Raw genomic sequence first — 19,219 nt, 5'->3', positions numbered from 1 at the left:
CTGAGCTCACCGCCGCGCGGACCGACGCGGCGGTGGGCATCCGCCGTGGGCATGGCCGACGGACCATGGTCCCGCCTCCTCAGGGACGTTCGTCCCTGGGAGGAACACCGACCAGCAGGGCAGAGTGGAAGTTGGCCTGCGAGACGGGCGAGGGAGCTCGACCGTACGAATCCGCCAGGACGGGGATTCGCAGGGAAGGGCTGAGAGGCCGGCGGGGGCGATACGCCCCTTTAAGACGGCGACCCCCAATACCTGAACCGGACAATGCCGGCGAAGGGAAATCGCCTCGCAGGTCTTCGCTGTGCTCCCGGACCCTGGCCACGCGCGCGTCTCGCTCCCATCGGCGCCACACATCGTTCCGCACGGCACGGTCGACGGCGCGAGCGGACCTGAACATTTACACGATCGATGAAATGCCCTCCCCGGTGATCGCGCCTGGATAGCGTCCTCCCACGGTCGTTTTCAGGGAGGCGGCAGTGGTGTTTCGACGCTGGGGTGCGGTGCTCGTGGTCGGGGCGGCGGTGCTCACGCCGGTCGCGGCCCACGCCGATACGGGCTATGTGCCGGGGCAGTTCATCGCCAAGCAGTACACCGAGGCTCTCGGGCGCGTTTCCGACCAGGCCGGCTGGCGGGGTGACGTCGGCTATTTCGAATCCGACGGATGTAACGCCACCACGCTCGCGAACGTCGGCCGTTCCATCTACACCTCATCGGAGTTCACCGGCCTCGGGTATGACAACGACGCCAAAGTGCTCGCGCTGTACCGTGGGTCGCTCAACCGGGAACCGGATAAGGCGGGCTTCGACAACTGGACCGGCTTGCTGAAGGGCGGCATGGTCTGGGCGACCGTCGTCGACAAGTTCTTCGGCAGTGACGAGTTCAACGCTCTGGTCCCGAAGATCTGCACGGGTGTCAAGGACGGCAGCGGCTCTTCGTATCAGTTCGGCACGTACCCGGCGCTGACCGTGCCGACCGGCGGCACCGGATTCACCGGTTCAGGGGAAGAGCTGCAGAAGAAACTGGACGCCACGGCGAAGGGCGGCACCGTCTATCTCGCGCAGAAGGCGGTCGTACGCCTGGATTCCCGGCTGACCATTCCCCCCGGCGTCACCCTGGCCACCATCGACAGCCCCGATCCCCGCCACTACGCGCTGATGGGCCGCCTGGTCCGCGACAGCTCCTTCAACGATCGGCTCGTCGTCTTGGGGAACGGCTCCCACCTCACCAACGTGTGGGTCGACGGAGCGCGCAACACCCCCGAGAACTCCGATCCGAGCCGCGACAACGTCGTGCTGTACGGCGGCACCGGCACCGCCGTCACGGACAGCAAGATCTCCAACTCCGCCGGCCCCCAGGCCGTGTACGCGCTGGGCGCCTTCGACGGCTACGGCTGCGCCGACGCCAAGATCAGCGGAAACGTGATCACTGCCTACTCGAGCGACCACGTCAAGACCAACACCTGGAGCGACGGAGTGGCGGTGGGGTGTGAGCACGCCACTGTGACCGGGAACCAGGTGGTGGACGCCTCCGACGTCCCGATCGTGCTCTACCAGTCCTCCCCGGTTCAGGGCACCGCCGTCGCCCAGCAGTCCCAGGTCAAGGGCAACACGGTGCTGAACGCGGGCAACTCCGCCTACGGCGGTCTCGGCATCGATCCCCTCTTCGGCGATACTCCGAGGGCGGTCGGCTTCGAAGGCGCGTCCGTCACCCAGAACACGATGTGGACCAGCCCGAACACCCACTACGTGATCGCGCTCGCCGACGGCACCCGATCCTGGTTCGGTCCCAAGTCCAACACCGGTACCGGCGGCGCCTTCTCCGGCAACACGACAGGCTCGGAAAGCGCCCGCGTCGTCACCGGCATCGGCGTGACCGGCATGCTCAAGACCACGGTCACCGGAAACACCATGAACTGGAGCCACATAACCGGCGTCAGCCGCTGCCCGCACGTCGACATCGCCGCATCGATCTCGGCCGGCACCGCCTCGGGCACGTTCTCTCCCACCCCTGTCGACGTCGCATTCGACAGCTGCGTTTAGCGCGCTCCGCACCTCTCGACGACAGCTTCGCATTCGGTGTCTTTGACAGATTCAGGGTGGAGCCATGTCAGTGATCGGGACCAGGCTCGGACGGCTCGCGGAGCCGGCCGGCGACCGCGTCGAGTTCATGGTGCGGACTGATGTGCCGATCTATCAGGCCAGGCTGCCCAAGATGGGCTGGCGGCCCGCCGACGAGCCAGGACTGTTCACCCGCCGCCTCGACGACGCGCCCGACGTGGAAGCGATCTTCGAGCGCTTCACCCGGCACATCGAGACGATGATCCGCCAGAGCGCCAGGCTGGAACCAGCCGACTGGGAAACCGGCCTGGCGGAGCTGGCAGACCGGGCCGAGGGCAGCGACCTGCGCTGGTGGCTCTACGGCAGCGGCGCCCTGGCAGTACGGGGTCTCGACATCGAACCGGGCGACTTGGACGTGCACGTCAACGACGCGGGCCTGGCCGGGCGGCTCATGGCCGACCTCCTGGTCGAGCCGGTCACTCGCATGCACGGATGGGTAGCCGACGCCGGCGGCCGCGCCTACACCGGGATCCTCATCGAGTGGCTGGCCGGCGCCTGCCCGACGGGAACCGACCCGCCCCATGAACAGGAAGAAGCGGCCGCCGACCATCTTGAACTGATCCCCTGGCGAGGCAGGCGAATACGAGTGCCCAGCCTCAAGATCCAACTGGCGGTAGCCGAACGCCGGGGACTCGCCGACCGTGCCGCCTTGATCCGCCAGGCGATGCGTTCCTGAACCACCTCGTACGACCAAGGGCATCAAGCGTCCACCACCGTCTCAGCACCCGAGCGGTCATCCGTCATATAGACGCGTGTGTATATTTGTGAGCCTCCTTGGCATCTGCGCGGTGAAGGGTGGGCAGGGATGGACTTGATGGTGCTCTCCGCAGAGGGGCCCTGGGCGCAGCTCACCCCCGAGGCGGAGCGAGTCGCCCAGGAGCATCACCTCGGGAGGCTCCGCGAGATCTTCGCCATCCAGGCCGGACTCTCTCGTGAAAAGGTCAACCGGGTGTATGAGTTCGAAGCGGGCCTGGTGCGGCAGAACCACGGCAAGGCCCCCGAAGCCCTCCGATGGGATCAGCTCGCGACCGTCCACGAGCGTGTCACCAACCGGTACAACAACGGCACCTACGACGCCACGTACTTCACCTACACCCTGACCCTCGCCAACGGAGCGTCGACCAAGCTCGATGGCTTCTACCGGGATCCGAAGCTCCACCGCAATCCCGAATTCGCCATCAGCGCCAACCCGCGGGGCCGCCAATACGCCGACCTCGGCAGGGCGGTGGCCAACTACGTCACCCGGGCCAAGCTGCCCGGCGCCCTGGAATCCCTGGAACGCGGCGAAAGCCTGGCCTTCGGCGATGTGACCATCGATCGCAACGGAGTTCGCCGCGGAAGGCACGCAGCACCATGGGTGTCGATCCAGGAGGTGAAGGTCGAGAAGGGCTGGATCACCATCAAGCAGGAAGGTAAGTTCCGGCCGCTGCACAAGCAGGAGGTCGCCAGGATTCCCAACTTCTCGCTCTTCATCACAGTGGTCGAGAAGCTACGCGAGGGCCTACCGTCATGAGCTGCCGCAAGGCGTTCGCGCCAAAGACGGCCTAGCCGAGGGCCGTTCGCATTCTCCGCGAGACGATCGGCTGAGCTCGGTGCGCGAATCCGCCGGCCGAACAGCGAGGTGATCACGGACGGAGTGGCGTGGCGGTGGTTGGTCCGTACGACTTCACGCCGCCGGCGATCGCCGCCATGATCGCCGTCAGGACGCCGAAGATGACCGCCAGCCCCATGGCGACGCCGTTGCTCTTGTGGAAGCCGAAGACCCACGTGAGCTGAGCACCGAAGGTCGTGCTCCCCAGTAGCGGCTGCGCGACCAAGATCGCCACTACGTAAAGCCCGCAAAGCGCGCACAGTGTCCACGCGCCGGAAATCCTGCGGGCGACCGTGAACCCCGCTGCGACCAACAGCGACCCGGCGCCGATGACGCCGCCGAACACGTTCTCCAACATCAGGCTGGACCAGCGACCGGTCGGCCCGTTGGCGTAGACGACGTTGTAGAGCGCGAACCAGACGAGTATGCCGGCGGTGAGCAGCGCCAGGATGCCAGCTATCACCGCCGCCTCGGCGTTCGCCCGCGGCATGTGAGGGTGCGGGGGCGGACTGGACGGGTGCCAGGCGAACTGGCCGGGGCCGCGGGCGGTCTGACCGTTGGGGTTGGGGCTGGGCGCCAACGGCGGGCTCGGCGCGGCCAACAGCGGCGGCATGACGCTCTCGACCGCGGTGGCGCCGGCCGCCAGGAGACCATCGGCGCCTCCCGGTGCCGTGCCGAGACCGAGCAGGGCGAGCAGGACGTGCGGTGCGGTCGGCCTGTGGGCGGGCTCCTTGGACAGGCATGCGGTGACCAGCCCGGCCAAGGGCTGGGGGAGCGAGCTGGTGTCGGGGGCGGCATGCAGGATGCGATGCATCACCGCGGGTACGGTGTCGTCCCCGAAAGGGGAACGGCCGGTCGCAGCGAACAAGATGGTGACTCCCCAGGCGAACATGTCGGTCCATGTGCCGGGCTCCTGGCCGCTCACTTGTTCGGGCGCCATGTAGGCGGGGGTTCCGACGACCTGGCTCGTCATGGTGGAGGTGCCGTCAAGAGCCCTGGCGATGCCGAAGTCGATGACCCGCGGACCGTCCTCACCTATCAGCACGTTCGGTGGCTTGAAATCACGGTGCACGACTCCGGCCTGGTGGATCGCCGCCAGCGCGGTGGCGGTGCCGATGGCCAGCCGCTGCAAAGCCGCACCTGTCCGCGGCCCCTCGTCACGGACGAGCTCGTACAAAGACGGGCCGCGCACGAACTCGCTGACGATGTAGGGCTGATCGCCATGGATGTCGGCCTCCAGCACCCGGGCAGTACAGAACTCGGCGACCCTCTCCGCGAACCCCAACTCACGCACGAACCGCTCACGCGCCTTCGGATCACGTGCGACATGAGTGCGCAGCAGCTTGACGGCCACCTCCCCGCCGTCCGGCCCGCGCCCGGCATACACGACGCCCTGGCCACCCTCCCCGAGACGGCCGGTCAGCTCGTACCGTCCCAGCCGCTCGGGATCGTCGGGTTGCAGTGATGCAGACATAATTGTCTATTTGACCATGCCGGAGCCCTCGCCGAGCAGCGATCATCCATACTCGCGGCGGCCCGCGATCTCCGGGGCGGTCAACCGAGGTCGCACAATGTCCGGCCATTCGGCCCCTAGAACGCCGGTGTCTCGTCTGAGGCTCGCGGCTGCCTCATGGTCTCGCTGTCGGCGTACTCTTTGCGTGCAGAGCTGGGTACGGGTAAACGTGCAGAGCTGTCGGGCTGTCAGGCTGAGCGCGTTGGATTCGACCCCTTGCGTGTTGGAGGTCTGATGCGTGCAGGCGTCGTGGTCAGCGCACAGCCCGGCGTGGAGGACCTCGCCGTACAGGCCGAGGAGCTGGGCCTGCACAGTTTCTGGGTCAACGACACCCCGATGGTCCACGGCGACCCCTTCATCGCCCTGGGACTGTGTGCGAAGGCCACCAGCCGCATCAGGCTCGGCATCGGCGTGACCTCACCGGCGCTGCGCTCGGCCCCGGCCGCCGCGAGCGGGTTCGCCGGCCTCAACGCCCTGGCGCCGGGCCGGATCATCTGCGGGGTCGGCACCGGAAACACCGCCCGGCGTACGCTGGGCATGCGGCCGACCACGGTGGCCACGCTGGAGAACTTCACCGCCGCGCTGCAGGACCTATGCGCCGGACGCTCGACCGCCTACCGCGAAGGTGACCAGGTCCGCGACATCCGGCTCCTGCACACCGGGCCGCACATGAACACCACCGACCCGATCGCGTTCGTCGTGGCCGCGCTCGGACCGAAGGCCGCCGCCGTCGCCGGCCGCCTCGGCACAGGCCTGATCTCCTTCGGCCTACTGGACCCCACTGCCTGGCACGCGCTGCACAACGCCCGCCGCCACGCCGCCGATGGCACACCCCGCGACCCCGATTCCTACGTGGTCACCGCGCTGCACATACTCGACGAGGACGAAGACCCCCACGGCGACGCGGCCCGGGACGCGACCGGCCACCTCGCTCTGTCGCTACTGGCCTTCGCGGCCGATACCGCCGCCGAGACACCCGCCTTCGTCGAGCAACTCAGCCCCTCCGAACGCGAGGCGGTGCAGCGACTCCTCGACCGGCGCGGCACCACCGCCACCGCACCCGACCGCCACACCAAGATCTACCCGGGCTACCTCGGACGCATCGCACCACAGGACCGGGACCTGATCCTGCCCTCGCTGATGAACACCCTGGCCCTGGTCGGCACCCGCGACGACCTGCTCGCCCGCATCACCACCCTGGAACAGGCCGGCATCACAGAACTGCTCATCCAACCGGTGATCGACCCACCCACCGAGATGGCCCAGCTAGCGAAACTCCTCACCTGAGCTGCGCCCGCAGGCTGTGACCAGCATCGAGCATTCCAGCGGCGTTCGTGGAGGTTCGTGGTGGACCATAGAACTGCTGGACGATCGCCGAGTGGGCCGGGGAGAAGTCCCCGCGATCCAGCGCGTGTTCGTCGCCTTGGTCGTGCGACCCGTGCACGACGCCGCCCACTGGCTGGGCTGGTCCGACTGGCGGCGACGTCATCAGGCCCGGTCCCGCGTCGGCCATTACCATCGGCAAGCCGCGCATCAGACATGATGTGCTGAGCAGGCTGGTGGCCACTGAGCATGCTCGCTGGCATTTCCGTGCTCAGTGGGCGAAGGGGATCTGTTCAGTCGAGGATCGCGGTGGCTTCGATCTCGACCAGATGGTCGGGCACGTCCAGGGCGGCAACACCCAGCAGCGTGGCCGGCGGGACCGGGGTGATGCCCAGCTTTGCGGATGCCCGGGAGATGCCCTCCAGGAGCGGGGGCATCTTGTCGGGGGTCCAGTCGACGACGTAGAAGGTCAGTTTCGCCACGTCGTCGAAGGAGCCGCCGGCCTCGGCCAGAGCGGTGGCGATGTTGAGGTAGCACTGCTCGACCTGCGAGGCGAGGTCGCCTTCGCCGACCGTGGTCCCCTCGGCATCCCACGCGACCTGCCCGGCGATGAAGACCAGCTTCGACCCCGTTGCGATCGACACCTGCCGGTAGACATCGATCTTGGGCAATCCACTCGGGTTCACCAGGTTGATGGCCATACTGCCCGCCTCCTTGTCCTGAGCGCCTGTGGGCTCCTGTCCACCCAACCAAGGCGCCTTCGGTCTCTTGTGGTTACTCAGGAACCATAGGAGAGTGGACGCTGACATGGAAGAACGCACTTTCCAGTGACTGGGGAACCCGATGGTGACCAAACAGATCAAGGGCCCATCCCAGGAAGCAGACCTCAGGCGCGCGGACTCGTTGGCGCGAGAGATCTTCTCCGACGTCGCCAACAAGTGGGCGTTCCTGATCATCGAGACTCTCGGTGAACGCACTCTGCGCTTCAGCGAACTGCGGAACGAGATCGAGGGCATCAGTCACAAGATGCTCACCCAGAACCTGCGCATGCTGGAGCGCAACGGCCTGGTCGAAAGAAACGTGCACCCCACCGTCCCGCCGCGTGTCGAATACACCCTCACCGAGCCGGGGCAGGGCCTACGCACAACCGTCGACGGCATGTGCGACTGGACGCAACGCTACTTCGGGCACATCGAGGCCGCCCGCCACCGCTTCGACGCCTGACGGCTGATCACGATCTACAACTGGAGTATTAGGCGGCCCGGTCATGTGCCGACGATCGGCCGCAGAGCTCACGTGTACCCCGCCGTGTATCCCTGATGTATCCCACGTTTTGCCTGGTCAGCGCGCTAGGGATACATAAGATACAGGGGATGCATCTTGGTCCTCCGGAGAGCGCTTTGGCCGGTCGTGCTCTGTGAGTGTGCGGAGCACTACTCGTCGCTGGCGGCTTGGTCGACGACGTAGACGCCCGTGCCGCGCACGGTCTCGACGAGCAACGCGGTCAGGTGTTCTGTTGGTGGGCAGCCTGGTTGGGGCCGCTGGATACACCGCTCGCATTCCGTAACGGCGAACGGGTCTCAACCAATCGCCAAAGCCAACATGTACTACTGGTCAGGCCCAGCCACAAGGTGAGAAGGCTTCCGTGCACTCAAACAGACACGTTAGTCTTTTTGGAATGACTGATCTTGCGCATGTGGTTGTCAGCGGGGCCCTCAGGGGTGGTCTTATCGCCCTGGCCGGTGCCCTCGGTGTCTGGTTCAGGGCCAGCAGGGCGAAGAAGAGGGAGGAGAAGCAGAAAGTCCAATCCCGAGGAGAGCAGCCGGACGGCGGGGGATGGCATCCGGGCCCGGGTGGGCCACCCGGTCCGGGCGGCCCCGGTTACCTGCCCGGCTCGCGACCGCCCGGCCCGCGACCGCCCGCCCCGCCCCGGCCCGTCCCGCTGCTGCTGATCGGCGGTGCTGGCGCTGCCCTGATACTCCTCGCCGTCGTGCTGGTGACCGCGCTGGTCTGGCCCGGCTGGCTTGTCCGCAACCCGGGCCCGGGAAAGGACAGCGCGCTCTCGACCGCGACCACGCTCGTGGACGGGATCCAATCCCGGGACGCCGTCACCCTGCACGCCGTCACCTGTCCCGACGCTGATCCGTACGTGACGGACTTCGAACAGCGGGTCTTGCACCAGTACTACCTCGCCAACGTCGAGGGCACGCCAACGGTCAACGGCACGAAGGCCCAGGCGAAACTGTCCTTGGAGAACGATGGACAGACCAGCACCTGGACCGTCGAACTCGCCCCCCGCAGCGCCCGCGCATGGTGCGTCGCAGACGTTCACATGTGATGTGCCGCCAGCGTCGTAGTGACCAACTCGTCCAGCCTTCTGCGGCGTGAGCCGTGCTTGTATCGACCGCCCTTGCCGTTGGGCTCGGTCCAGCCGAGCTTGTGTCTTGCCGTGTCGAGGGTCCGCCGCGACAAGTTGTTCAGGGGGGCGTCAGAGTACGACGATGGTGGGATCGAGCTGTTCGTGCACTGGCAGGAAAAGCCACAAGCCATTAACATCTGGCCAGCCAAACCGAGCAGCCTGACCTTTAAACAGGCTCAGCAATCGGCGTTAAACCGCTTCGTCGATGATCCCGGCGATTTCGGCGCCGTCCGCTAATGCCTCACCGGGCCTCGTCTCCTCCTTCGGCTCCGTGACCCAGGCATACCGGCGGTCGTGATACAGCAGCGGTTTGCGCTGGTCTCGGCCGCCGTGTCCGCCCCTGACCGGCCTGGCCAGGACGATGTGGTGATCACCCGCCGGGATACGGTCGACTATCCGACATTCGAGCCAGGCGACAGCGCCGGCGACCGAGGTCAGACCGTTGTCGTAACCGATTGCCGGGTGATCGAATCGATCGATCCCCGTGGTGGAGAATCTGCGGGCCAACTCCTGGCCATTCTCGCCGAGCAGATGTATGCCTATTCGGTCCGTCACGGACAAGGCCGGCCACGCGGACGCCGTTCCGGCCACGCAGAAAAGTACGAGCGGTGGATTCACAGACACCGAGGTGAGTGATGTCGCCGTCAGGCCGACCCGGCCGTCGTCCGTGGTGATGAGGACGACCGTGGCGGCCTGGTAGCGCATGATGTCCTTGAACAGTTCCGAGGTCATCACAGGGTCAGCGAGACAGTGGGCATCACGTCGAAGGCGACACGGCCGTGGTCCTCGGCGAGGATGTACGGCGTGAAGTACGGGTGCCGGGTGCCGACAGCGACGTCGCGCCAGAAGCGCTGCAGCGGGTTGTCATCGGCGAATCCGCTCGCACCGTGTAGATCGAGCAGCAGTTCCATCGCCTCGCGGCACTCCCGTGCGGCTGTCGACAGCTCCACTCTCAGCCTGATCCGTTCTTCCACCGGCATCGCCGCACCTGGACGCAACGCATCCAGGACGTCTGCCACCTGCAATGTCCGCTGCATGGCCGTTTCGGTGCGCCGTAGCGCTTCGGTAAACCAGTACCGGCCCAATGGGGAATCCGCGACTCGGGCGTAGGTGGTCGCGTACGGTGCCCGTTTGCCGGCGATCGCTGCCGCGACAAGATCCTGCGCTCCGCGTGTTGCTCCGATCATCGGCGCGAGCGCCGCTAGGCCGCCCATGAACACCAGTTCCTGCGGGATCTGCGGGCCGGACCCGTTCGGGAACGTAACGAGCCTTTCGGGTATGACGATGTTCTCGGCCACGAGGGTGTGGCTGCTCGTCCCGGCCAGGCCCGCCGCCTTCCACGTACGTTCGATCGACAAGTCCGATACCGGTATGACCGTGATACAGACAGTCGGCGGCGTGTCGCCCGTCAGCGGCACCATGGCCATGGCCCAGGACGCCAGTTCGGAGCCGGAGGCCATCGCCCACCGCCCAGAGATCCGAAGGCCGCCGGGCACGCGCTCACCGCTGACGCCTTGGGCCACAGTGGAGCCGCACACGACCGCATCCGGATCGGCCAGGAGAGCCTCGCGGGCCGCGTCAGAGACGATCGACGCGGTCGTCTTCTTGGTCGCGGCGGACAGCCCGGCGACCCAGGCGGTCGAGGCGCAGCCACGTCCCAATTCGGCGAGTACCTCGACGAATGTGCGCAGGTCGGCGTCAAGGCCACCGGCTTCGCCGGGCACCGCCAGAGCGAACAAGCCTGCGTCCCGCACCGCCGCCACGCTGTCCGGCGCGGGCCGCAGCTCGCGTTCAGTTCGTGCCGCATTCGCCGACAGTATCGGCACCGTTTTACGGGCAGCATCCAGCAACATGTCGTCCATTGCAGGTGATCTTTCTTTCGAAGGGATGAGAGGAGGGCGCTCGTCCGCGAACTTTACTTCTAGGATTCAGGCCTCGCACCGAAACGCGGCTCTATGCAATAGCAATCGCAGCTCAGGGCACCAAAAACGGCGATGATTGCCTCCTTTGTCAAAAGGAGGCCACCTATTCGATGGCGAGCAAGCGCGTCCAGCCGTCCAAGCCGGCGGCGAGGTTGGCCGCCAGGATTCAGTCGGCGTTGACCGTCCAGACTGGCTGGGCGGTTTGGATAGGTCCATGGCCTTGTTGGTACGGATGAGGTCTTCGACTCCGGCGTGGGCGCGGTTGGACGCGCTTCGGGCATGTTTGTTCACTTGCGACTACGGAGATTAGACCCGGTCGGTTCACTCGAGCCGCGAGAACATTTCGCCGATGCGGGCAGGAAATGGATCGTGTGGATCGCGGCGCGGCCGTGGCCAGCGGACATGGCACGCGCGGGTACGGACACGCCACAGTCGGCGCTGGCATATATGACCGTCCCAAGCAGCCAAGCGGCCGTGGTCCGGCAGGGCCTGGCCTGCCGCGAACGTGTCCCCATCACCGGTGGTGACACGTGCCTGTCTGGGCGCGTGGTCTTGACTGCGGAATGGGGGGAGCCACCAGGGCCGGGCTCAACAGTTCCGGTCAGGCTCGTGTTCCAGCGGGTGGCCAAAGCCGGTTGGTCAGGGGCCCGGAGGGTCGGCACCTGTGGCCATCGGGTCGTGCACCTGTGTGAAGACCGTGACCGGGTGGCCGGCCCGGCCGAGGACGGCGCGCAGCGCCGCCCACAGGCCGAGGTCCGGCCGCTTCCGTCCTACTGCGAGCGTGTCCCAGCACGAGTGGGTGGGACACGCCTGTCAGGGCGTTCTTGACATGTGTAGGGAAATTCGTAAAACACCCGGCCGTGAGGCCGTGAGGCTCCGGTTGCACAGGCCTCCCGATGATGGCTCAGCTGCCGGGAAACGGCTCGTCGGGATAGAGGTCGCGCCACAACCGGCGGAGGAACTTGTCGGTGCTGCCGTCGTCGTATTGGACTTCTCGGTATAGCTCCCCGTTCGTGAACCCGTTGCCCCCGACAGGCGGTCGGTGGTCTGGCCGAGCGCCGATGCCGTGACCGACCGTCCAGGGACATGAGCCAAGACGGTTGCACGCTCTCGAACCAGACGCGATCAACTGACCCACAAAGACACGGCCGACCGAGGGACGATTCCGCTGACCCTGAGCTAACGGCCCCCTGATTTCCGCCCTCTACTGTCTGGACGCTATGAGAGACCAGACGAATGACGCAGTTATTTCTCGTCGCTTCTGCCCTGGGGGCGGCGCGTGAGCAGGCAATGGTGGCGAGATCCGGCTCGCCGCGCAGATCGACCTCCACGAGGACGGCGACTTCGCCATCTTGACGCTCACCTACGGATGGCTCGGCGCCGGCGACCTGGAGCCCGACCGCCTCATCGCCAACCTGATCGAGACCGACCAGCTCCCGACCAACATCTGGATGGCCGAGCACGTCTCCACCAAGCGCCGCACGATCGGCGGACAATCCGCGGACACCGATTGTCAGCGCACTCAAGCGCCGTACCGCTCCCCAAGCGACCCCGCCTCGGGTCCGACGAGGGAAGGAAGCACAGATGGAACCGATGAGTATCGAGGAAGTACGCCGCCTGCCTGCGACGGTCGACGTCCCGACCGCCGGACGAGCGTTCGGCTTCGGGCGGGCCAAGGCCTACCGCCTCGCCCGCGAGGGCGGCTTCCCCTGCAAGGTCACCAAAATCGGCCGCAACTACCGCGTCTCGGGTGCGCCGAGCTGCGTCGCGCTTTGAACATCGACGGCGACGACGCCAACCGCGTCAGCGCTCCTCAAGATTCTTTGCGCCCGGATCGTGCCCCCTCGGGACGTTCAATCCCACGGACGAACCGCGGACAAATGATCAAGGGCCGGTCTCCACTTAGTGGAAACCGGCCCTTGACCTGGCCTTCTCTGTCGGGGTGGCGGGATTTGAACCCACGACCTCTTCGTCCCGAACGAAGCGCGCTGCCAAGCTGCGCTACACCCCGGTGGTCACAGGTCGTCTTCAACGCCTGCGCCTCGACGAGTCTAGCGGACATTCGACCATGCTCGCGCCACAGTATCCCCCGCGACCGTCTCGACGACGCCCGTACGAGCCGGCCCTCGAATCGGCTCGTACGGGATCGATGGAGGTCAGGCGGTCACGGCGTCGATCGCGGGGGTACGGATGGTCCGCCGGGCGGTGCCGAGGCTCGCGGTGAAGGTCAGGACCGCGGCGAGGGTGACCATTCCCAGGAAGATGCCGGCGCCGGAGTTCGGGAGGAAGGTGTCGGCGCGGGCGTTGCTGTACGCGATGCTGGTGAAGAGGGAGGCGATCGCGCCGAACAGGACGCCGGTGGCGGTCAGCACGGTGCTTTCGAGCGCGACCACGCGCAGGACCTGCACGGGCGTCGCGCCGGCCAGACGCTGTTGCGCGAATTCGCGGCGGCGGTGGGTCGTCGCGGCGACGAGGGTGTTGATCAGCATGATGGCCGCGAACAGCGCGATCATCGCGATGACGACGAGGTTGAGGGTCTCGATGTTCTTCTGATCGGCGGTCTTGGCGACGCCTGCGGTGGCGGTGACGGCGTTCTCGGTGCTCTGCATGCAGAGGGTGCCGACGCTGATGCCGGTGAACAGGATGATCGGCATCAGTGCGGTCGCCATCTGGTTACTGCGCCGGCGGAGGTTCTGTACGGCCAGGTGGCCGCTCGCTCCGCCCAGGCGCTCCAGCGGTACGGCCGCGATCGCGATGACCTTCCGGATCAGTGCCGGTCCGAGCAGCGCGAACCCGATGGCGGCGAGGCCGTCGGCCGAGCCGGCCGTTGACATCGCGTCCGTGGCCTTGTCGCGCATCACGGTGACGGTCAGCACGGCGAGGTACACGCCGAGGGCGAGGAAGACGCATGCCGCGACGATCCGCTTCTTGGTCATCCGGCCGGGTTCGGTCGTGGCCTCGGTCATGGCCTCCGCCGCACGTACACGGGTTGCACGTCGGGCGGCCAGCGTCGCGGCGGCGGTCGCGGCGACGAACGTGATGCCGAGCCCCATGCTGAGGGCGATCGGCCCGAAGACGTACTCGACGTTCGGCGCGAGCTGGTGGGTGTGGACGAGCATGGCGAAGAGCCCGTGGCCGGCCAGGAGCGCGAGAGGTATGGCCGATGCGGCCGCGATGACGGCGACGACGGCCGCCTCACCGACGATCATCCGGCGGATCTGGGCGGGTGTCGCGCCGATGCTCTTCAGCAAGGCGAGTTCGGTGCCGCGCTGGCGCACCGACAGGGTCAGGGTGGAGGCGACGGCGAAGATCACGATGAGGAGGCCCCAGCCGCCGACGACGTTCGCCATTGTGACCAACGTCTCCCGGTTCGCCGACGACACTCCCTCGCCCAGGGAGGTGTCGAGGAGGGAGGCGAAGGCCATGAGGATCGTCGCGCCGAGGAAGATCGCCAGGAAGGTCGCCGTGAACGCGCCGGCACGTCGCCGCAACGATCGGAGTGCGAGAGCGAACATGGTCACACCGCCGCCATCGCGTGCCGGTCGGCGACGGCGTCACCGAGATGGGTCATGCGCTCGGCCACCGCCTCGGCCGTGGGGTGTGTCATCCGTCCGACGATCCGGCCGTCGGCCAGGAACAGCACCGCGTCGGCATAGGAGGCCGCGACCGGGTCGTGGGTCACCATCACCACCGTCTGCCCGAACGCGCGCACGGCCTCCTGGAGGAGGGCGAGGACCTCGCGGGCGCTCTGAGTGTCCAGGGCCCCGGTCGGCTCGTCGGCGAAGATCACGCTCGGCCGGGACACCAGAGTCCGGGCGATCGCGACGCGCTGCTGCTGCCCACCGGACAACTCCGCCGGCAGGTGGTTCAGCCGGCCGCTGAGTCCGACCCGCTGGAGGATCGTCTCGCAGTACGCGCGGTCCACCTTCCGCCGGGCCAACCGCATCGGGAGCATGACGTTTTGTAGGACGGTCAGCGTCGGCAGCAGGTTGAAGTGCTGGAAGATGAACCCGACGTGCTCCCGGCGGAACTTCGTCAGGGCCGTCTCATCGTCCCCGGTCATCTCGGCCCCGGCCACGAGGACCTGTCCTCGCGTCGGCCGGTCGAGGCCCGCGGCGCACTGCAACAGCGTGCTCTTGCCCGAGCCCGACGGCCCCATCACCGCCGTGAACGTTCCGGACGGCAGCGTCAGCGACACGTTGTCGAGCGCGGTGACCCGGGTGCTCGCCTCACCGTACGTCTTGCTGACCGCGAAGAGCCGGAGGGCCTCGGCCGTCCGGTGCTGTGCGGTGCCTCCGCGCCCTGTTCCTGCCATCGTCTACCTCCCGGTGGGCGCCCCGTGCGCCGTACATGGAAGACGCTACGGACGGCCGACGATCGGGACGATCGGCGTAACACGCCGATCGGGGGTGGACGTAGTGACACCTTCATCGGGCGGTGGGAGCCACCCGACACGGCAGGCGGCCGTCCGCCGTGCGGTGCGCATCGGCGACCGCCGTCGTCCACGCCGTACGGTCAGGGCTGCGGAGGATCCGCACTGACCGTACGGCGTGGACGACGGGAGGTTCAGGCGGACGGGACCAGCGTCAACAGGGAGGCCTCCGGCGGGCAGCAGAAGCGCACCGGCGCCCACGGGGAGGTGCCGAGGCCCGCGGAGACGTGCAGCCAGGCGGGGCCGTGCCGGTTGAGGCCCTTGACGCGGGCGCGGTCGATGCCGCAGTTGGTGACCAGCGCGCCGAACATCGGCACGCAGAGCTGGCCGCCGTGCGTGTGGCCGGCCAGCAGGAGCTGGTAGCCGTCGCTGGCGAACCGGTCGAGGTTGCGCGGCTCGGGTGAGTGCATGACGCCGATGCGGAGCGGGCCCTGGGCCGGGCCGGCGATCGCGTCGTAGCGGTCCTTGCCGATGTGGGAGTCGTTGATGCCGCCGAACGAGATCTCGGTGTCGCCGGCCTTGAGAGTGCCGGTGGCGTTGTTGAGGTCGAGCCAGCCCGCGGCGGTCATCGCGGCGCCGAGCTCGCGGTACGGCAGGTCGGGCACGGTGCGCCTGTTGTAGTCGGTCCGGCTGGTGCGCCAGAGGTAGCGCGCGGGGTTCTTGGGGACCGGGGAGTACATGTCGTTCGAGCCGTACACGAACACACCGGGGCGGTCCAGCAGCGGCCCGAGCAGGTCCAGGAACGGGCCGATGGCGTCGGGGTGTGAGATCGAGTCGCCGGTGTTGACGACGAGGTCGGGCTCGAGGGCGTCGAGCGCGCTGACCCATTTGATCATCCGGCGGCGGCCCGGGGTCAGGTGCGTGTCAGAGATGTGCAGGATCTTGATCGGCCGCCGGCCGGGGGCGAGCACCGGTACGTCGTAGCGGCGTAGCCGGAACCAGTTGCGCTCGATCAGTGAGGCGTAACCGACTCCGGCGATCCCGGTGCCGACGACGCCCAGGGGGACCCCGTATCTCTTTCGCACGCTTCCATCGTGCCAGAACCGCGCCCCGATTATTGCCGGGCGCCGAAGCCCGTGAGCAGGGCAAGATTGTTCTCATGTTGAAGGAGAAGCTGCGGGCCGACCTTTCGGCCGCGATGAAGGCACGCGATGAGGTGCGCACCCGTACGCTCCGCATGGCGCTGACGGCCGTCACCAACGAGGAGGTCGCGGGCAAGCAGGCGCGCGAGCTCTCCGACGACGAGGTCGTCAAGGTGCTGCAGCGGGAGTCCAAGAAGCGCCGTGAGGCGGCCGAGGCGTTCGCCGACGCGGGCCGTACGGAGCAGGCGGAGGCGGAGCGGGCCGAGGGCGTCGTCCTGGACGACTACCTCCCGACCCAGCTGTCCGACGATGAACTGGCCGAGCTCGTCCGTACGGCGATCGCCGAGACGGGCGCGGAGGGGCCCCGCGCCATGGGCCAGGTGATGAAGGCCGTGACGCCGAAGGTCGCCGGCCGCGCCGACGGCAAGCGGGTGTCGGCAGAGGTCAAGCGCCAGCTCGCCGGCTGACGGACCAAAAGAGAAGGTCCCGTGCGCGGTCGGAGCCGCGCGCGGGACCTTCCCGTTCCGGTCAGTTGCCGAACGGGAACGGCCAGCCCTTGTTGGGTTTGCCGTTCTTCTTGCCTCGGCCGGGGCTGGGGACGCCGTTGCCGTTGCTGACGAACAGCATCACGGTGGTGGTCTGGTCGACCTGGTTGCCGGCGCTCGGCGAGGTGTACACGACCGTGCCCGCGGGCTGGGTCGAGTCGACCGCGCGCGGGGAGACCTGCACCGTGAACCCGGCCTTCTCGATCTGCTGCTTGGCCTGGCCGACGGGCATGCCGTGGACGTCCGGGACCTTCGCCTGGTCGAGGTTGCCGAAGTCGTTCACCGGCGTGTGAAACGACGACGCGCGCACCCCGCTCAGCGCGCCGTTCATCGACGCCCGCCAGATCGGTGCGACGTCCTTGCCGTAGACGCCGTAGTTCCGGTTCGCCCACGGCGCCGCGGGGTCGCCGTACCAGACGGCCGCCGCGAGGTCGGGGGTGTACCCGGCGAACACCGCGCAGGTGAAGCTCTCACACGTGCCGGTCTTGCCCGCCGCGGGACGGCCCAGACCCATGCCCGCCGCCGTGCCCTTGGTGAGAACGCCCTGCAGGATCTTGGTGACCTCATCGGCGGTCTCGGTGTCGACCGCCTTGGAGCACTTGGACTTCGGCACCCGGATCTTCTTACCAGCGCTGTCGGTCACGTCGGTGATCGCGATCGGCGTGCAGTAGTCGCCGCGGGCGGCCAACCCGGCGTAGGCGGCGGCGAGGTGCGTGACGTCGATCTCGTTGGCGCCGAGCACCTGGGAGGGCACCTGCTTCAGCGGTTTGCCGTCCGCGCGCTTCAGGCCGAAGTTCTCCGCCATCTTGACGGAGTCGCACAGGCCCACCCTCTGCTCGAGCTCGGCGTAGAAGGTGTTGACCGATTCCCAGGTGCCGGTCTGCAGGTTGGCGGTCTTGCCCTTGGACTTCTCGGCGTTCTGCACGGGCCACGGTTCGGAGCCGTTGCCCTTGCAGTCGCGGAAGCCCGAGACCGTCGTGCTGTACGGCGCGGGGAGCGAGGTGCCCACGTCGATGCCCTTGTCGAGCGCTGCGGCCAGCGTGAAGACCTTGAAGGTGGACCCGGCCGAGTAGCCGAGGTTGCCGCCGTGCGCGTAGTCGGCGGCGAGGTTGAGCGTGGTCTCGCCGTGCTTGATGCTGTCGCCGTACGTCTTGCTGACGACCATCGCCTTGATCTCGCCGGTGCCCGGCTTGACCATCGCCTCGGTGGCGGTCCGGCTGTGGCTCGGGCGCCGGGAGAGCGCCTGCTGCGCGGCCCTCTGGGCCTTCATGTCGATCGTGGTGCGGATCGTGAGGCCACCGCGGTAGAGCAGCTTCACACGGTCGGCGGACGTCTTGCCGAACGCCGGGTTGCCGAGGATCTCGGTCTTGACGTACTCGCAGAAGAACGGCGCCTTGCTGTCGACGCAGTCGCTCTTGGGCAGCTTGGGGTGCAGCTTGATCTTCGTGGCGGCGGCCTGGTCGGCCTGCTGCTTGGTGATGATCTTCAGCTCGGCCATGCGGTAGAGCACGGTGTTCCGCCGCTGGAGCGCGTGGTCCGGGTGGAGCGTCGGGTCGTAGGCGACGGGGCTGTTCGTGATGCCGGCCAGGAGCGCCGCCTCCGGGAGCGTGAGCTGGGTGGCGTCCTTGCTGAAGTAGCGCTGGGACGCCGCCTCGACCCCGTACGCGCCCGCGCCGAAGTAGGCGATGTTGAGGTAGCCCTGCAGGATCTGCTGCTTGGTGAGCCGCTTCTCGATGTTGACGGCGTAGCGCAGCTCCCGCAGCTTCCGCCCGACGTTCGGGGCGTTGGCGGCGTTCAGCTCGGCCGGGGTGTCCGCGGCCTCGACCAGCAGGTTCTTGACGTACTGCTGGGTCAGCGTGGAACCGCCCTGCTTGACACCGCCCTCCTGGGCGTTGGTGATCAGCGCCCGGACGGAGCCCTTCATGTCGAGGGGGCCGTGCTGGTAGAAGCGGGAGTCCTCGATCGCGATGACGGCGTTCTGCATGATCGGCGCGACGTGGTCGAGGCTCACGGACTCGCGGTTGTGGTGGAAGAACGTCGCGATCACCTGGCCGTCCGCGGAGTAGACCGTGGTCCGCTCCGGCGGCGGCTGGATGTTGAAGTCGTCCGGGAGGTTCTTGAACCCGTCGGCCGCGTCGCGGGTCGCCATGCCGGCGCTCCCGACGGCCGGCAGGGCGATGAGACCGACCAGAAGCCCGGCCACGATCGCTGCCCCGAGGAGGCGTAGCAGCTTGATGATGGCGTGTTCCTGATCTGATCTCTGAGTCACGGGACA

General features: G+C 67.5%; 16 protein-coding genes, 1 tRNA gene and 1 pseudogene. 9 read left to right on the top strand and 9 right to left on the bottom strand.

The genetic code is table 11. The features are described 5' to 3' along the window. The first annotated feature begins 476 nt into the window (after positions 1-476). The 3 genes from ACQP2O_RS54340 to ACQP2O_RS54330 all read left to right on the top strand — a co-directional run bounded on the left by ACQP2O_RS54340 (position 477) and on the right by ACQP2O_RS54330 (position 3,630). Positions 477-2,039, top strand: coding sequence for a DUF4214 domain-containing protein (locus ACQP2O_RS54340; protein WP_433178540.1), 1,563 nt, complete (start codon positions 477-479; stop codon positions 2,037-2,039). 64 nt (positions 2,040-2,103) lie between these two features. Next, on the top strand, positions 2,104-2,793 hold the full coding sequence (locus ACQP2O_RS54335) for a hypothetical protein (RefSeq protein ID WP_433178538.1): 690 nt from the start codon (positions 2,104-2,106) through the stop codon (positions 2,791-2,793). 129 nt (positions 2,794-2,922) lie between these two features. Further along, positions 2,923-3,630 carry a DUF6585 family protein gene (locus tag ACQP2O_RS54330; RefSeq protein ID WP_433178536.1) on the top strand — a complete coding sequence of 236 codons (708 nt, stop codon included), beginning with the start codon at positions 2,923-2,925 and terminating at the stop codon, positions 3,628-3,630. 112 nt (positions 3,631-3,742) lie between these two features. Here ACQP2O_RS54330 and ACQP2O_RS54325 read toward each other — a convergent pair whose 3' ends face one another. Then, positions 3,743-5,182, bottom strand: coding sequence for a serine/threonine-protein kinase (locus ACQP2O_RS54325; protein WP_433178534.1), 1,440 nt, complete (start codon positions 5,180-5,182; stop codon positions 3,743-3,745). A gap of 273 nt (positions 5,183-5,455) precedes the next feature. Between ACQP2O_RS54325 and ACQP2O_RS54320 the strand changes: the two genes are divergently transcribed. Then, complete coding sequence (locus tag ACQP2O_RS54320; protein ID WP_433178532.1) at positions 5,456-6,508, top strand: LLM class flavin-dependent oxidoreductase; 1,053 nt, start codon at positions 5,456-5,458, stop codon at positions 6,506-6,508. A gap of 115 nt (positions 6,509-6,623) precedes the next feature. After that, positions 6,624-6,764, top strand: a pseudogene (locus tag ACQP2O_RS54315) (IS701 family transposase); the annotation flags it as partial. A gap of 73 nt (positions 6,765-6,837) precedes the next feature. Here the strand turns inward: ACQP2O_RS54315 and ACQP2O_RS54310 are convergent. Further along, on the bottom strand, positions 6,838-7,245 hold the full coding sequence (locus tag ACQP2O_RS54310; protein WP_433178530.1) for a RidA family protein: 408 nt from the start codon (positions 7,243-7,245) through the stop codon (positions 6,838-6,840). A 142-nt stretch (positions 7,246-7,387) separates the two neighbouring features. Between ACQP2O_RS54310 and ACQP2O_RS54305 the strand changes: the two genes are divergently transcribed. After that, a complete protein-coding gene (locus ACQP2O_RS54305) occupies positions 7,388-7,768 on the top strand; it encodes a winged helix-turn-helix transcriptional regulator (protein ID WP_433178528.1) in 381 nt (126 codons plus the stop codon). A gap of 454 nt (positions 7,769-8,222) precedes the next feature. Beyond that, positions 8,223-8,882, top strand: a complete 660-nt coding sequence (locus tag ACQP2O_RS54300) for a hypothetical protein (protein ID WP_433178526.1) — start codon at positions 8,223-8,225, stop codon at positions 8,880-8,882. Between the two features lie 270 nt (positions 8,883-9,152). Here ACQP2O_RS54300 and ACQP2O_RS54295 read toward each other — a convergent pair whose 3' ends face one another. Beyond that, entirely contained in the window at positions 9,153-9,695 is a 543-nt protein-coding gene (locus ACQP2O_RS54295; RefSeq protein ID WP_433178524.1) for a flavin reductase family protein, read from the bottom strand. Then, positions 9,695-10,825, bottom strand: a complete 1,131-nt coding sequence (locus ACQP2O_RS54290; protein ID WP_433178522.1) for an acyl-CoA dehydrogenase family protein — start codon at positions 10,823-10,825, stop codon at positions 9,695-9,697. Before ACQP2O_RS54290 ends, ACQP2O_RS54295 begins: the two co-directional genes overlap by 1 nt. A 1,644-nt stretch (positions 10,826-12,469) precedes the next feature. Here ACQP2O_RS54290 and ACQP2O_RS54285 point away from each other — a divergent pair. After that, the gene (locus ACQP2O_RS54285) at positions 12,470-12,661 is read left to right on the top strand and encodes a DNA-binding protein (protein ID WP_433178520.1); all 192 of its coding nucleotides are present in this window, start codon (positions 12,470-12,472) and stop codon (positions 12,659-12,661) included. Between the two features lie 161 nt (positions 12,662-12,822). On the opposite strand, the gene ACQP2O_RS54280 is transcribed toward ACQP2O_RS54285, so the two are convergent. From ACQP2O_RS54280 to ACQP2O_RS54265, 4 genes are all read right to left on the bottom strand, one after another. Then, positions 12,823-12,896 (bottom strand) — tRNA-Pro (locus ACQP2O_RS54280). Between the two features lie 145 nt (positions 12,897-13,041). After that, positions 13,042-14,400, bottom strand: a complete 1,359-nt coding sequence (locus tag ACQP2O_RS54275) for an FtsX-like permease family protein (protein ID WP_433178518.1) — start codon at positions 14,398-14,400, stop codon at positions 13,042-13,044. A 2-nt stretch (positions 14,401-14,402) separates the two neighbouring features. Beyond that, entirely contained in the window at positions 14,403-15,200 is a 798-nt protein-coding gene (locus ACQP2O_RS54270; protein ID WP_433178515.1) for an ABC transporter ATP-binding protein, read from the bottom strand. A 251-nt stretch (positions 15,201-15,451) separates the two neighbouring features. After that, complete coding sequence (locus ACQP2O_RS54265) at positions 15,452-16,342, bottom strand: metallophosphoesterase (RefSeq protein WP_433178513.1); 891 nt, start codon at positions 16,340-16,342, stop codon at positions 15,452-15,454. Between the two features lie 74 nt (positions 16,343-16,416). On the opposite strand from ACQP2O_RS54265, the gene ACQP2O_RS54260 reads away from it, so the two are divergent. Next, positions 16,417-16,866, top strand: coding sequence for a GatB/YqeY domain-containing protein (locus ACQP2O_RS54260; protein WP_433178511.1), 450 nt, complete (start codon positions 16,417-16,419; stop codon positions 16,864-16,866). A gap of 61 nt (positions 16,867-16,927) precedes the next feature. Here ACQP2O_RS54260 and ACQP2O_RS54255 read toward each other — a convergent pair whose 3' ends face one another. Then, a complete protein-coding gene (locus tag ACQP2O_RS54255) occupies positions 16,928-19,213 on the bottom strand; it encodes a penicillin-binding protein (RefSeq protein WP_433178509.1) in 2,286 nt (761 codons plus the stop codon). Positions 19,214-19,219 lie beyond the last annotated feature (6 nt).

Origin of the sequence: Actinoallomurus sp. CA-150999 (assembly GCF_050942425.1) — a bacterium.
Lineage (GTDB): Bacteria > Actinomycetota > Actinomycetes > Streptosporangiales > Streptosporangiaceae > Actinoallomurus.
This window is presented reverse-complemented; position numbering and strand designations above follow the sequence as displayed.